The 13,976-nt window shown below is 72.0% G+C and carries 11 protein-coding genes; 10 read left to right on the plus strand and 1 reads right to left on the minus strand.

From position 1 onward, the window contains the following. Positions 1-136 precede the first annotated feature (136 nt). The 10 genes from ABZ312_RS24115 (at position 137) to ABZ312_RS24160 (ending at position 13,297) form a co-directional block, all read left to right on the plus strand. Positions 137-1,576, plus strand: coding sequence for a TOMM precursor leader peptide-binding protein (locus ABZ312_RS24115; RefSeq protein WP_500438750.1), 1,440 nt, complete (start codon positions 137-139; stop codon positions 1,574-1,576). A gap of 99 nt (positions 1,577-1,675) precedes the next feature. Next, on the plus strand, positions 1,676-1,849 hold the full coding sequence (locus tag ABZ312_RS24120; protein ID WP_018560191.1) for a hypothetical protein: 174 nt from the start codon (positions 1,676-1,678) through the stop codon (positions 1,847-1,849). A 171-nt stretch (positions 1,850-2,020) separates the two neighbouring features. Beyond that, complete coding sequence (locus ABZ312_RS24125; RefSeq protein ID WP_500327873.1) at positions 2,021-3,952, plus strand: TOMM precursor leader peptide-binding protein; 1,932 nt, start codon at positions 2,021-2,023, stop codon at positions 3,950-3,952. A 76-nt stretch (positions 3,953-4,028) separates the two neighbouring features. Further along, a complete protein-coding gene (locus ABZ312_RS24130) occupies positions 4,029-5,648 on the plus strand; it encodes a SagB family peptide dehydrogenase (RefSeq protein WP_500438751.1) in 1,620 nt (539 codons plus the stop codon). Between the two features lie 117 nt (positions 5,649-5,765). After that, positions 5,766-8,384, plus strand: coding sequence for a lantibiotic dehydratase (locus ABZ312_RS24135; RefSeq protein ID WP_500327870.1), 2,619 nt, complete (start codon positions 5,766-5,768; stop codon positions 8,382-8,384). Next, positions 8,384-9,448: a thiopeptide-type bacteriocin biosynthesis protein gene (locus tag ABZ312_RS24140; protein WP_500438752.1), complete on the plus strand. Its 1,065-nt coding sequence runs from the start codon at positions 8,384-8,386 to the stop codon at positions 9,446-9,448. Before ABZ312_RS24135 ends, ABZ312_RS24140 begins: the two co-directional genes overlap by 1 nt. Continuing rightward, positions 9,445-10,680 (plus strand): hypothetical protein, encoded by a 1,236-nt coding sequence (locus ABZ312_RS24145; RefSeq protein WP_500327867.1) that lies wholly within the window; start codon positions 9,445-9,447, stop codon positions 10,678-10,680. Before ABZ312_RS24140 ends, ABZ312_RS24145 begins: the two co-directional genes overlap by 4 nt. Then, the gene (locus tag ABZ312_RS24150; protein ID WP_500438753.1) at positions 10,673-11,623 is read left to right on the plus strand and encodes an ABC transporter ATP-binding protein; all 951 of its coding nucleotides are present in this window, start codon (positions 10,673-10,675) and stop codon (positions 11,621-11,623) included. The genes ABZ312_RS24145 and ABZ312_RS24150 overlap by 8 nt, the downstream gene beginning before the upstream one ends. After that, positions 11,620-12,465, plus strand: coding sequence for an ABC transporter permease (locus ABZ312_RS24155; protein ID WP_500327865.1), 846 nt, complete (start codon positions 11,620-11,622; stop codon positions 12,463-12,465). The genes ABZ312_RS24150 and ABZ312_RS24155 overlap by 4 nt, the downstream gene beginning before the upstream one ends. Positions 12,466-12,688: 223 nt before the next feature. Then, entirely contained in the window at positions 12,689-13,297 is a 609-nt protein-coding gene (locus ABZ312_RS24160; protein WP_500438754.1) for an MBL fold metallo-hydrolase, read from the plus strand. A gap of 119 nt (positions 13,298-13,416) precedes the next feature. Here the strand turns inward: ABZ312_RS24160 and ABZ312_RS24165 are convergent, their stop codons facing one another. Beyond that, a complete protein-coding gene (locus ABZ312_RS24165; RefSeq protein ID WP_500327862.1) occupies positions 13,417-13,878 on the minus strand; it encodes a hypothetical protein in 462 nt (153 codons plus the stop codon). Positions 13,879-13,976 lie beyond the last annotated feature (98 nt).

A 13,976-nucleotide genomic window follows, 5' to 3' on the forward strand; every position in this document is an offset into this window, starting at 1 on the left:
GCGCCCCCCGCCCGCGGTGTCCGGGGGGCGGGGGGGGGGGGGGGGGCCCCCCGCCCCCCCCCCCCACGGCCGCGGCCTGCTCGATCTGACCAAGCGCGTCCACGGTGCCGAGGCAGGACCGCGGCTGCTTCCCGTCGTGTCGGACCGGACCCGGGTGGTGCTGGGTCCCATCAGCGGACCGGCGGATCAACCGTGCTGGATGTGCGCGCAGTTGCGGCTCTCCGCCAACTGCGACCCCCGGCTCGCGGCGGACTACTGGCGCGCCCTGGCGGTCGGGCCGACCGCGGGCGAGCCCGAGCACGGCAGTGCGGTCGCCCGGAGCATGGTGGGCAACGCGGTGGCGTTCGAGATCTTCCGGCTGGGCAGCGGACAATTGCAGCCCGACGACCAACGGCACGCGGTGATCCAGGACCTGACCACGCTGGAGTCCCGGCGTGAGCGGGTGCTGCCGCATCCGGGATGCCCGCTGAGGCACGCACGGGTGGAGCCGGACGGGGACGGTCCCACCCGGCCGGCGGATGACAGCGAGGCCTACGGCCGGGCGGCCGTCCTGGTCTCCCCGGACGTCGGCGTGATGTCCGGATGGGCTGACGAATCGTTCAAGCAGATACCGCTCAAGATGGGCCGGGTGCGGCTGGGCCCCGCCGGGTCGCTGACCGACGGGCACCGCGAGATCGCCGCGTTCGACACCGACACGATCCTGGTCGCACGGACCCGCGCGGTGCGGGCGGCGGTGAGCTGCTACGTGGGCCGGCTGGGGCCCGTCGGGGCGGTGGGCACGAGCGCCGACGAAGCGGCGGCCTTGCTGCCCGCCCAACTGCTGGAGGTGTTCGGCGGCCTGGCGGGGGAGCGGGAGTGGTCCGGGGGCGCCACGACACCCGCGGTGTCGCTGCACGACGGCAGCACGTGGCTCGTGCCCGCCGCGGCCGCCTATCCGCTCTCCCCGGCCAACGCCCGGTTGCGCTTCGAGCCCACCTCGGCGGGTGCGGCGGCGGACTGGACGCTCGAGGCCGTGCGGGAGCAAGGACTGTGCTCGGCGCTGGCCTACCGCGGCCTGGTCCGCGCCCTGACCCGTGAGGCCCCCGCCACCCGCGTGGGCGACTCCCTGCTCGCAGGCGACGACGAAGTGGCGTTCGCCCTGGGCAGCCTGCGTCACATCGGCCGCGAGGCCCGGGTGTACGCGCTGCCCGGCGCAGCGCCCGCCTTCACGGTGCTTGCCGTCGTCGAGGGCGGCGAGGAGGGGGCGGCCGACTGGGCCGTCGGCTCGGCTCTGTCGGCACGGGACGCCCTGCGCGACGCGGTGCGCGACGCGGTAGGCCTCGCTGTCAGCCGGCACTACGAGGGCACGCCGGTGGACCTGGGCGACCCGCTGGTGGCCGATCTCGACCCCAGGGCGCTCCTCGAAGGCGAAGGCGTCGCGGAGTGGTCCCTCGACGGGCCCGCGACGCCGGTGCCCCAAGTGCTCGCACGGCTCGACGCGGACGGCACCCGAGCGCTGTTCGTCGAGACCACCACGATCGATCTGCACGCAGTCCGAGGAATGGTCACCGGCACGGTCCTGCTCGCCGCGCAGTAGGTGACCCCGGACTGACCCGCGCCCGCACCGGGCGCGCCACGGTTCCCGGAACGACCGTTCCGGGGTGACATCCCCACCACACCCATGGGAAGGATCGCCATGTCAGTTGAGCTCAAGGACGAGCTGAGCGCTCTGGAGAGCGCGACGTTCGAGATCGAGGAGATGACCGACGAGTCGGTCGAGCTGGCCTGGTCCAGCTCCAGCTGCTCCTGCTCCAGCTGCTGCTCCTGCAGCACCAGCTCCTGCTGCTCCTGCAGCTCCAGCACCAGCTGACCGCCGGCCGGCTGATCAGGGCGGGTCGCCCCGGTCTCCGGACGGACCGCCCGGCGTGACGAGTGCAGCTGCTCGCAGGGCCTGCACCCTCGGCCGTGCGAGCAGCTGTTTCACCCACCCGCGTACCAATGAGCGTCTGAGTGGACGGATGACTTTGTGGTGTCGAACGCAATGACGGTCACGGCAGTCTCGGATGATCCATGGGCACGGGCCGCCGATGTCCTGCGTGCTCACCTGAACGGCCGGGCTCCCGCGGGGTTCGAGGTCGACGTCCGGGTACTCGGACTGCCCGAGGCGGCCGGAGAGCAAGGACCGCCACCGGCGCACGGACTGGTTTACCCGGTGCGCCTGTACGCGGGGACCGTGCTGCTCGGACCCCTCCACCGGGCGGACGGGAGGAGCCGGCCGTGCGGCCGGTGCCTGGACCGGCGCTGGCTGGCGCTGCGCCCGGTTGAGGAACGAAGGGCCGTCGAGGACGGCGCCGATTTTTTCGCCGGCGGTGAACCCGGCCTCGTGCCGCTCGTGCTGGACCACATCGCGCAGCTCGTGGCCGCGGAGACGGCCGGCGCCGAGCTGCCGCCCGGTGACCGGCGGATCGGCCGGATCGTCGAGCTGCGGACCCGCGACCTGACCGTCACCCGCCACGAGCTCATCGCCGACTCCGAGTGCGAGCGGTGCGCCACCCCACTGCCCGACACCGCCGAGGGCGCGGTGCTGCCCCTGCGGGCACGGCCGAAGTCGAGCCCGGTGAGCTACCGGGGAGCCGCCGCGGGCGACCTTCCATTGCCGGTAGGCGGATACGTCAACGAGGTCTGCGGAGCGCTGGCGAGCGCGGCCCGCCGCGTCTACCAGTGCAGCGCGACCCTGCCGGTCAGCGGCTACTTCAGGGTGCGCAGCAAGTACGACTTCCACGAGATGTGGTGGAGCGGGCAGTCGCAGAGCTCGGTGAGCAGCGAACGGTACGGGATGCTGGAGGGGCTGGAGCGCTACGCGGGCCAGTTCCCGCGGGCCAAGCGCCCGACGGTGTACGCAAGTTACCGCGACCTGGCGCCGGACGCCCTCGACCCCGCGGCCCTGGGTGCGTACCGGCCGGAGTTCTACGCCGGACACCGTGACTACTACCAGCCGTACACCCCGGACACCCCGACCCACTGGGTGTGGGGCTACTCCTTCGGCGGACGGCGGCCGGTGATGGTGCCGGAGCAACTGGTGTTCTACCTCGACCGCCGTCCGGACCGGAAGTTCGTGCAGGAATGCTCCAACGGCTGTGCCAGTGGCACCAGTACGGAGGAGGCACTGCTGCACGGCATGCTCGAACTCATCGAGCGGGACGCCTTCCTGCTGTGCTGGTTCGCCGGGGCGAGGCTGCCTGAGATCGACCAGGCGACCATCGCCGACGAGGAGGTCCGGTTCGTGCTGGACCGCGTGGCGCGGCTGGGCTACCGGATGCGCCTGTTCGACATGCGGGTGGACGTCCCCGTACCCGCGGTGATGGCGGTCGCCGAGCGGTTGGACGGGGGGCTGGGCACCCTGTGCTTCGCGGCCGGTGCCAGCCTCGATCCCGTCGAGGCGGTGCGTGCCGCGATCTCCGAGACCGCCTCGTACATCCCCGGCATGGACGAACGGGTGGCGGCCAAGGTGCCGGCGCTGCGGGAGATGGCGGCCGACTACGACCGTGTGCACGAACTGACCGACCATGCCCTGCTGTACGGCCTGCCCGAGATGGCGCACGTGGCCTCGTTCCTGCTGGACGCCGCGCCGGCCCGGTCGATGGGCGAGTTGTACGGCCCCTGGCTCGCCCAGCGGCCCGCGACGCTGGACCTGGCCGACGATGTCCGGTTCGTGATGGAGCGGCTCCGGGACGTGGGCAGCGACGTGGTCGCCGTGGACCAGACGTGCCCGGAGCAGGACGGCACCGGCATCCGCACCCTGTGTGTGCTGGCGCCCGGACTGGTGCCGATCGACTTCGGCTGGGAGCGGCAGCGCGTACTGGGCCATCCGCGGCTGCGGGCCTACCTCGACGGCCGCCTGGCCGAGGTCCACTCCCGTGCGGAGGGCTTCGGCCCCACCGGCCTGAATCCCAGGCCGCACCCCTTCCCGTGAGCCGTTCCCTGTGACCCGTCATGCGCGGACGGGCCCCGATCGTGGGCCGGGCACGTCCGGCGAAGGAGGAGAGTCCGTGTCCGAGGACCGAACGCAGGTCGTGAGCGCCTATGTGGAGTCGGTGTTCCGGCGCGGCCGGGAGTCGATGGAGCCGGTCGGTTTCACCCCCGACTGGGAGGACCAGCCGTCACGGCACAAGACCTACCTGGGAGTGCGGCGTTTCCCCGTGCCGCCGGGCGTCGGCCGGCCGCTGGCGCCCACCGCGGACGTCGTCCTCGGGACGCCGCCGCCCGGCCCGGGGCCGCTGTGGACAGCCGGGTCCCTGGCATCGCTGCTGCGGCTGTCCTGCGGAGTGCTGGACCGCAGGCTGCGGGTGAACTGGAACCAGGACAGCCATGTGCGGGTGCTCTACCCGGAGGCGCTGTGGGGCCGGGGCAGCGCCTCCGGCGGGGGAATGTACCCGCTGGAGGTGTACTGGGTGGCGGGTCCGTCCGGTCCGCTGACCCCCGGGGTCTACCACTATGCGACGGCGCACCACGCGTTCGAGCGGCTGGTGGCGGGCGACCTGACCGCCGAGGTCCGGGACGCCTGTGCCGGAGCCGGGACGGCGGACGGCTTCCTCCTGGTGACTGTGCGGTTCTGGAAGAACGCGTTCAAGTACAACAGCTTCTGCTACCACGTGGTGACCCAGGACGCCGGTGCCCTGCTGGGGTGCTGGGAGCTGATCGCCCGGGCGACGGGGCGACGGCTCTCGCGCGTGCTGTGGTTCGACGACGAGCGGCTCAACCGGCTCCTGGGGCTCGTGACCGACGAGGAGAGCGTGCTGGCCGTCGTCCCGCTGCCGTTCGGCCCGCCAGGCGCGGGCGCGGGCCCGGAGCCGAGCGCGGGCGGCACCGCGGGCCGCGGCGGTCCGGTCGACCGCCCGAGCTTCGAACGGTCGGCGCGGACCAGGACGTTCGAGCAGGTGCGGCAGGTGCACCGGGCGGTCCTGGACGACCGCCGTGCGCGCCCCGACCCGGCGGTGGCGCGGCGCCTGGTGCCGCTGCCACGGGAGCTTGGCGGCGAGGTGGAGCTGCCGCGGCCCCTGGCTGGCCGGCTCGGCACGGACCTGGGCGAGGTCCTGCGCGGCCGGCGCACCAGCTTCGGCTCGTTCGTGGGGTCCCGTCCGCTGGGCCTGGACGAGTTGGCGACCGTGCTGGCCGGCACCGTGTCGGGGCAGCGGTACACCGCGGATGCGGTGCCGGAGGACGCCGGCCTGACCGGGCTGTACGTGCTGGCGAACCGGGTGGCGGGGCTGCCCGCCGGGAGCTACCGCTACGACGCGGGCGGCAAGCGGCTGCAGGTGGTGCGGCAGGGGCCGATCGCCGGGACGCTGCAGCGCAGCTACTACTTGAGCAACTACAACCTGGAACAGGTCGGCGCCGTGCTCGCGATTTCGGGCCGATGGCGCAGCACGCTGGAGGCCTTCGGCAGTCGCGGCTACCGCGTGCTGAACGCGGAGGTGGGGGCGCTGTCGCAGACCGCCTACACCGTCGCGGCGGCGCTCGGCGTGGGCTGCGGCGTGGTGCTCGGCTTCGACAACATCGCGATCGACGAGGCGGTCGGTCTCGACGGCAGTGACGAACGCACCTTCCTGTTCGTGCTGCTCGGGCACGAACGCACGGACCGCGCGGACTACGACTACCGGCTGGCATGAAAGGGACGATCCGTGATATCCAGCGCGATACCATCGGCGGCCTCTCCCTCGGAGCCCGCCGCGACTGCGCCGGGTCCCCGACGCGCCGAAGGGGCGTGGCACCTCGTCCCGCGGTTCATGCTGCGGGTCGGCGGGCTGCCCTTCGAGGCCGCCGACGTCCTGGCCACCGCGCAGAGCGCGGCGTGGGCGGACGGGCTGCTCGACGCCCGGCGGCGGCTGCGTGAACGAGGAGCCCGCCTCGCCGATGTCCTGCAGGATCGGATAGCGGACTCCCTCGCCGACCCGTCGGCGCGCCGCACGCTGATCAATCTGCGCAGGGACGTGTTCAACTCCCGTGTTCCGCGTGGTCTCGCGTCGGCGGAGCCGCTGCTGCCGGCGCAGGATGTCGCGGCACTGCGGGAATGGGCCGCCGAGCGGGAGCGCTGCGCGTCGCTGCTGACCGGCGGCTCCGGCGTCGTGGCGCGCGAGGTCGCGGCGAGCCGGCGGGAGCTGCGGCGGATCACGGTGGAGACGGATCTGCGCCACGGCATCCAGCTGTCCTCTCCGTCGCTCGACGAGTACCTGGACGGCTACGTGCGGCGCGACGGCGGTCCGCTGAGCAAGCGGGAACGCCGCATCGAACGGTCACTGCTGGAGTACCTCTACCGCACGGCGTGCAAGACCAGCCCTTTCAGCACGCTGACGGCGGTGTCCGCCGGCGGCTTCGAGGAAGGCGTCGGCAGCCCCCTCGTGACGCGGCTCAGCGGCTGGGACAAGGAGAGCCACTCCAGGCTCAACATCGCGGTGCTCGCCCGGCTCTCGGAGCTGGCCACCGTCGACCCGCGGCTCCGCCGCGACCTGCCGGTGCGGGCCACCAGCGGGCTGCGGGTCGACCGCGACCGGGTGCGCTACCTGCGCAGGCTGCGCGGCGCCGACGCCGACGCGGACGCGGCGGTCACCTTGGACGCGGTGCACGAGAGCCTGTTCTACCTGCCCACCGGCGACGTTCTCGCGGACGTGCTCACCGTGTTCCGGGACGACGCCGAGTTGCGGTTCGGCGACGCGGTGGCCCTGCTGTCCGCCAGGGGCCCCGACCGGCCGGAAGTCGATGTGGAGGCCTACCTCGCCCAGTTGCTCAGGCTCGGGCTGCTCGTCGTCCCGGGGCTCCAGGTCGACATCCACGACCCGGACCCGGTCGCCACCTACGGCAAGGGCCTGCGGGCGCTGCGCACCGCCTGGGCGGACGACGTCGCCCGGCTCGTGGAGCACATGGGCGAGGACGTCGGACAGTTCGCCGGGGCTGACCTCGGACGCAGACGCCAGCTGCTGGGCCGGATCAAGGAGTCGGCGGCGGCGGCGCACCGGCTCCTGGGCCAGGCGGATCTCCCGGTGCTGCGCACGCTGGTCTACGAGGACACCACGGTGCCCGGGCTGGCGGTGACCGGTGACGCGCAGGCGTGGCAGGAGCAACTGACCCCGGACCTCGAACGGTTGGCCGACATCCTGCCGGCCTTCGACGGCAACCTCGTGCGCCGCCTGGTGACCAAGGGGTTCTTCAGGGCGCGGTACGGCACCGGGGGGCGCTGCGAGGACTTCCTGTCCTTCGCCCACGAGTTCGGGCAGGACTTCTACGACAACCACAACCAGCGGCTCCTGCGTCACCAGCGCTTCGACGGCACCGCCTTCCGCCCCTACGACAACTGGTTCCGGCAGGAGGACATCACCCGCATCGACCGTGCCCGAGCCGCCGTCGCCGACGAGGTCGTACGGCGATACCGGGACCTGGCCTCCGGGGCCGATCTGGAGCTGGACGAGGAGTTCCTCACGACCGTCGGAGCGATCCTGCCCCGCTCGCCCCGGGAAGGACTGCGCCCACTGTCGTTCTTCCTCCAGCTCGCGCAGCGGGGCACGCAGGATCCGCTGGTCGTCGTCAACCGGGTCTACTCCGGCCTGACCCTGCTGTTCTCCCGGTTCGCACACTGCTTCGGGTCCGGGCTCACCGCGTCGCTGCGCCGGTCCCTGGAGACCGTCGCCCCGCCCGGTGCCGTCTTCGCCGAGCTCAAAGGCGGCTACGACACGACCAACCTCAACCTGCACCCGGTAGTCACCCCCTACGAGGTGGTCTGCCCGGGCGAGACCAGTTCCCGGCCCGGCGCGGAGCAGATCCCGGTGGAGGACCTGGTCGTCGAGCACGACCCGGCGGCCGACCGGCTGCTGCTGCGCTCGCGTCGCCTGGGCGTCGAGGTGATCCCGGTCTACCTGGGCTTCCTGCTGCCCATGGCGCTGCCGGAAGTGCAGCAGGTGCTGCTGAACTTCTCGTACACGAGCATGGTGCAGCTCGACCTGTGGGAGGGCACCGGCCTGCGGGAGACACAGGACGGCCCGCTGCCCCGGATACGGCTCGGCAACGTCGTGGTGCAGCGCAGGTCCTGGCGGTGCGCCGCGGACCGGCTGCCCGCGGTGACGCCCGGGCAGCCGGACCACGAGTGGTTCCTGGCGTGGCGGGAGTGGCAGCGGCGCATGGGCCTTCCGCGTCGCGTCTTCGCGAGCCCGGGCGGCGAGCACAAGCCCCTGTACGTCGACTTCGACGCCTACCCGAGCGTGCGCCTGCTCGACACGGCCGTCCGCAAGAGCGCCTCCCCGGTGGTCCTCACCGAGATGCTGCCCGGCCCGGACGAGCTGTGGCTGCGCGACGACCGGAACCGATACGTCACCGAGCTCACGGTGGAGCTCGACGGAATGCCCACGGAGCGGTGATGAACGGCAAAGACACTCTCCTCGCAGGCAGCGTCCCCGGCATGGAGACGGACGGGAACGGCTGGATCAGCCTGCACGTCTTCTACGCGGCGAACGCCAACCCGGTGCTGGTGCACTGCGTGCGGCCGCTGGTCGCGCGGCTGCGCGAGCAGCGCCTGCTGCGTTCCTGGTTCTTCATCCGGTACTGGCTGGAGGGCCCGCACATCCGGCTGCGCCTGCTGCCGGCCGACGCCGCGGCGGCCGGTGAGGTGGCGAGGATCGCCGAGGGGGCGCTCGCCGACTTCCTGCGCCGCCGCCCGGCTCTGTACGAGGAGGACCGCAACGCCAGCGGCGACCTGTACCGGAACATGTTCCTCGCCGAGTACAGCCAGGAACGCTGGGACGAGTTGTACGGACCGGACGGCACGATGCCCTTCCGGGACAACAACAGCGTCGCGCGCATCCCCTACGAGCGGGAGCTGGACCGGTACGGCGGTACCACGGCCATGGAGCTGGCCGAATGGCACTTCGAGAGATCCAGTGACCTGGTGGTCACCCTGCTGGAGAGCACCAACGTCCACGTGCGCACCGTGCTGCTGGGCCAGGCCGCCCAGCTGACGGCCGGTCTGTGCTTCTCCTTCCTGGGGGACCACGGCGAGGTGGCCCGCTTCCTGACCCGATATCGCACCATGTGGGAGACCTCCTACCAGGAGCCGAGCGACAGCCAGCACGAGCGCTTCGACCGCAGTTATCACCGGATGCGCGACCGACTCGTCTGCCGGCTGCGGCACGTGGGGGACAGCGTCCGCGACACGCCCGGCGCGGCCCCCACCCCGCTGGAGCGGTCCTGGCTCAGCCACTGCGCCGACCTGCGCGAGAAGGTACTCGCGCTGTCCGGCGCCGGCGTCCTGGCCTTCCGCGACGGCGCGGCCCCCGACCCCCAGGCCGCCTTGGCCATCGTCCTCAGCTCCTACGTCCACATGACCAACAACCGGCTCGGCGTGAGCATCCTCGACGAGATCTATCTGTCGTACGTCATGGACAAGGCGCTGTCGGACATGGCCGCGCAGGAGGTGCCACGGTGACCGCACAGGATCTGCCCCGGCTCCGCCAGGAGGTCGTGCTCGGCCCCGCCCTGCGGACCGGCCCGAAGACGGTGCACCACGTCAAGGACGCCCGTACCGGCTGCTACTACCGGGTCGGCCCCCGCGAGCACTTCATCATGGGCCTCATGGACGGCCGCCACACCCTCCAGGACATCGGACGCCGGTACAGCGACACCTACGACCGCCGGCTGGGCCCGGACCACTGGGGGCAGATCTTCACCCTCCTCGGCCGCTACCAACTGCTCGACGGGCATGCCGACACCGCGGTCCTCGACAAGCTGAGGAAGGCCCGCGAGGACAAGGAGTCCGCGCGGCAAGGGTGGCTGCGGCGGCGCTGGGTGCTGCTCCGGCCCGACCGGCTGTGCGCCGCCCTGGCGACGCGCCTGGCCTTCGCCTTCCGTGCCGGCTTCGTGATACCCGCGCTGATCCTGGTCGCCGCCGTACAGGCCCTGGTCTGGACCCACGCGGCCACCCTCAGCACCGAGGCGGCCCACCAGCGCACATGGGCGATCTCGATACCGGTCTCCGTACTGCTCGTCTGGGTGATCACAGCGCTGCACGAATTCGCGCACGGCGTGACCTGCCGCCACTTCGGGGGCACGGTCACGGAGATCGGGGTCAGCTGGCGGTTCCCCCTGCTGGCCCCCTACTGCCGGACCGACGACATCGTGCTGTTCCACCGCCGCAGAGCCCGAGTGGCGACGGCGTTCGCCGGGGTCATGGTGAGCCTGCTGGCCATGGTGCCGGTCGCCGGATGGTGGTGGCTGACCCGCGACGGTGGTCCGGGCCATTCGCTCGCCGCCGGGGTCCTGCTGTTCGGCAGCGCGGGCTCGTTGCTGAACCTGCTGCCATTCCTGCGATCGGACGGATACGTGATGCTGACGCACGCGCTCGACCTGGCCGACCTGCGCGGCGAGAGCTACCGGTTCTGGCGGCTGTTCCTGCGCCGGGGCGACCCCGCCGCGCGCGAACGACTCAGCGTCTACCCGGCCCGCGACGCCCGCGCGTACGCCGCCTACGGGCTGGTCTCGCTGCTGTTCGCGCTGTCGGTGTACGGCTGCCTGATGTGGTTGTGGTTCGCCACACTCGAACGCTGGACGGGACCGGTGTGGGCCGTGGTGATCCTCGCCGCCGAGACCGCCGTCGTGGTGGTCCTGGTCCTCGCGGCGGCCCGAGCCCGTTCCGGCGGACGGCAGGCCGCCGATGCGTGACGGCCTCGCGGTCCGCACCAGCGGACTGACCAAGCGGTACCGTCCGGAGGCCGGTGTGTTCGACCTCGATCTCGTCGTGCGCACCGGAGAGGTGTACGGCTTCCTCGGGCCGAACGGGTCCGGGAAGACCACCACCATGCGGATGCTCGTGGGACTCGTCCGGCCGACGTCGGGCACCGCCTCGGTGCTCGGCCACCCCGCCGGCAGCTCCGCAGGCCTGCGGGGCGTGGGCGCGTTGATCGAGTCACCCGCCCTGTACCCGCACCTGTCCGGGCGCGACAACCTGCGCGTCCTCGCCCGGTACGCAGCCCTTCCCCCCGGCCGCGTCGACGACGTGCTCGAGGAAGTGGGCATGGCCGCGCGAGCCGACGTCGCCTTCCGCGCGTACTCGCTCGGCATGCGGCAGCGGATCGCGGTGGCGGCCGCGCTCCTGAAGGACCCCGCCCTGCTGATTCTCGACGAGCCGACCAACGGTCTGGACCCGGCGGGCGTCGCCGGCATACGGGAGCTCATCACGGGGCTGCGCCGTCACCAGCGCACCGTCCTGCTGTCGAGCCACCAGCTGACCGAGGTGGAGCACCTGTGCGACCGGGTGGGCGTCATACGTCACGGCCGGCTGGTCGCGGAGGGCACCGTCCCGGAGCTGCGCCGGGGCGCCGGACACGAGGGCCTGACGCTCACGGTCGATGAGCCGGCACGCGCCGCCGACCTGCTCGCGCGGCTGCCGTCCGTCCGCTCGGCGACCGTGGACGACGGGAAGGTGCGCGTGGCCGTCGACCCCGGCCAGGCGGCGGCCGTCAACCGGTTCCTCGTGGAGAACGGACTGGCCGTCAGCGAGCTCCGCCGGCAGACGGTCTCCCTCGAGGAGGCCTTCTTCGAGCTGGTCGCGGACCAGCCCACATCGGGAACGGGAACGGAACGCCAGGGAGTGGTCAACCGGTGAACGCCGTGGTGCAGGCGGAGCTGCTGGCGGCACGCAAACGCCCCGGCGTGTGGATCGTCGGCGGCGTGTGGATCGCCCTCGCCCTGGTCTTCGGCACGGTGGTGCCGGCCGTCGTCTACCTTGCCGTACGGAACCGGCCGCCCGGCGCCGCCGGTGACCCGCAGGAACTGATCGACGGCCTGCTTCCGGACCGCTTCCTGTCGGGGACCGTGGCCCTGTACCCGATGTTCGGCAGTGCACTGATGCTGATCCTCGGCGCGGTGCTCACCGGAGGCGAGTTCCGGTGGGGAACCTGGGGGACACTTCTGGTCCAGCGGCCCGGCCGCACGGGCGCGGTCCTCGGCAAGGCGGCGTCCGCGGCGGTGGTGGTGCTCTGCGTCACGGCGCTGGTGGTGGCGCTCGGCGCCGCATCCGGCGCCGTCGCCGCGGCGCTCACCGGCCGGGCGGCGCACTGGCCGGACGTGTCAAGCCTCGCGGCCGGAGTCGCGGCCGCCTGGCTGATCAGCATGGCCGCGGCGAGCCTCGGCATGTTCCTGGCGATCCTGCTGCGCGGCACCGGCGCCGCCATCGGGGTGGGGCTGCTGTGGCTGCTGGCGATGGAGAACCTGGTCTCCGGGCTGACCGGGACCCTCCCGGTGCTGAAGGGGCTGCAGCGGCTGCTGATCGGGCCGAGCGCGGGCTCGTTGGCCGCCGCCCTCGACCCGTCCGGCACGGCCGGCACCTCGGTTCCCGGGGTGGTCTCGGTGTCGGGACCCGTCACGGCGAGCATGGTGCTGACGGCGTACATGGCGGTCTTCCTCGGCCTGTCCGCCCTGCTGCTCTCCCGGCGCGACGTGGCCTGAAGGCCCGCCTGCCACGGGCGAAGCGCACCGTCGGCGGCGGAGCCACGCACCCCGGCTCGCCCGGCACGGCCTCGTGCTCCGCTGCGGCCTCGGCCGACGTCGCGGACGGCGTCGGCCGGACGCGGAGGCGGCCTCGCCGCTTGTCGCCCGGATCCCGGACAGGGCATAGCTGCGACACCCCGCGGTGCTGCCGGGGGCTGGTACCCCCGACAGGGCAATCGGAGTGCTCGCCACGATCGCCGAACGCCAAAGCTGCGTCGGCGACCACTGGTTCACCGCCGGTGTCCTGTCCGAGCGATTCGGCGCCCAGGTCGTCGCGACGACCCGCACGATCAAGCAGATGCACCACAACGTGTCAATCCGTACAGGCTTTTGGGACAAGTACTTCCTCGGCCAGATCCCGGACGCCCCGGTCACGGCCGTCACCGTGCCCGACAACCGGTTCACGCTCGAAGGTCATGATCTGCTGATCATCGAAGCCGGCCACAGCGACACCGACGACACAAGCGTCCTGCACGTCCCGGACCTCGAGCTCGTGGTCGCGGGCGATGTGATCTACAACGGCGTGCACCAGTTCCTGGTCGAGGCCGGGCACGGTGGCCTGGACGCGTGGCGCCAAGCCATCGCAATCGTCGAAGACCTCAGGCCCCGCTGGATCGTCGCTGGCCACAAGAACAAGCAGCATGATGACGACGCCACTCGCACCATCAATGAGACCCGCGAGTACCTCGACACCGTCGACGAACTGCTCCTCCAGCACGGCAGCGCTCGCGACTTCTTCGACGCCGAGTTGGAGCGGTTCCCCGAGCGCCTGAATCCGGGCGCTCTGTGAGGCGGAGCCGTCGCACTTTACTCCTGGCTGTCACGTAGTCAGTGATCATCGAATGACGATCGTCCCCGGGAACCCCGGGGGCGATCGCTGTTCACATGTGCCTGCGGATCAGCTGCCGATCAGTCGATGCGGTCGCTCAGGCCCAGCACCTGCGGGTCGTCGCTGGGAAAGTCCCTGGGCATGCCCGGCACGTGGATGGTGCGCCCGTACACGCCGGCCAGAAACTCGACAACGCCGACCGGGAACTCCGACCAGTCGCCGTTGTCTCCGCGGACGACCACGGGCCACGCGTCCGGATCCGCAGGGCTTGTCCGCCAGTAGAAGGAGTCCCCCGAATTGGACTCCGCCCAGGAGATCAGGCCTCCCGGCTGTGGGAAGGGAACGTAGCCCTCGGTGTCGCCCATCTCGTACAGATCCTGAAGGATCTCGTCCTCCCTGGACGCGGACGCCCATGACGCCTCGGCGCCGGGCCGGGGAGCGGAGACCGTCAGGAAGTCGTCGACGACCAAGACCGGATACGCCTCCGCCAGAGCGCGGAAGTCCGAGGGCAGCGCCGTCCCGAGGGCGCGCGTGGTCAGCACAGTGAAGCCGCAGTAAATGAGGATCAGCCGAGGTACGGCCGAAAGGGATGGCAGGACCCCGGCGGTGTGATTGTCGGGGTCCTCGTCTTGGGTCGAGT

Source organism: Streptomyces sp. NPDC006207 (assembly GCF_040613835.1).
GTDB lineage: Bacteria > Actinomycetota > Actinomycetes > Streptomycetales > Streptomycetaceae > Actinacidiphila.

Bases quoted from the DNA above. Each gene is read 5' to 3' on its own strand.
- ABZ312_RS24125 (WP_500327873.1), top strand. From the start codon at position 2,021: ATGACGGTCACGGCAGTCTCGGATGATCCATGGGCACGGGCCGCCGAT.
- ABZ312_RS24150 (WP_500438753.1), top strand. From the start codon at position 10,673: ATGCGTGACGGCCTCGCGGTCCGCACCAGCGGACTGACCAAGCGGTAC.
- ABZ312_RS24140 (WP_500438752.1), top strand. From the start codon at position 8,384: ATGAACGGCAAAGACACTCTCCTCGCAGGCAGCGTCCCCGGCATGGAG.
- ABZ312_RS24120 (WP_018560191.1), top strand. From the start codon at position 1,676: ATGTCAGTTGAGCTCAAGGACGAGCTGAGCGCTCTGGAGAGCGCGACG.
- ABZ312_RS24135 (WP_500327870.1), top strand. From the start codon at position 5,766: ATGCTGCGGGTCGGCGGGCTGCCCTTCGAGGCCGCCGACGTCCTGGCC.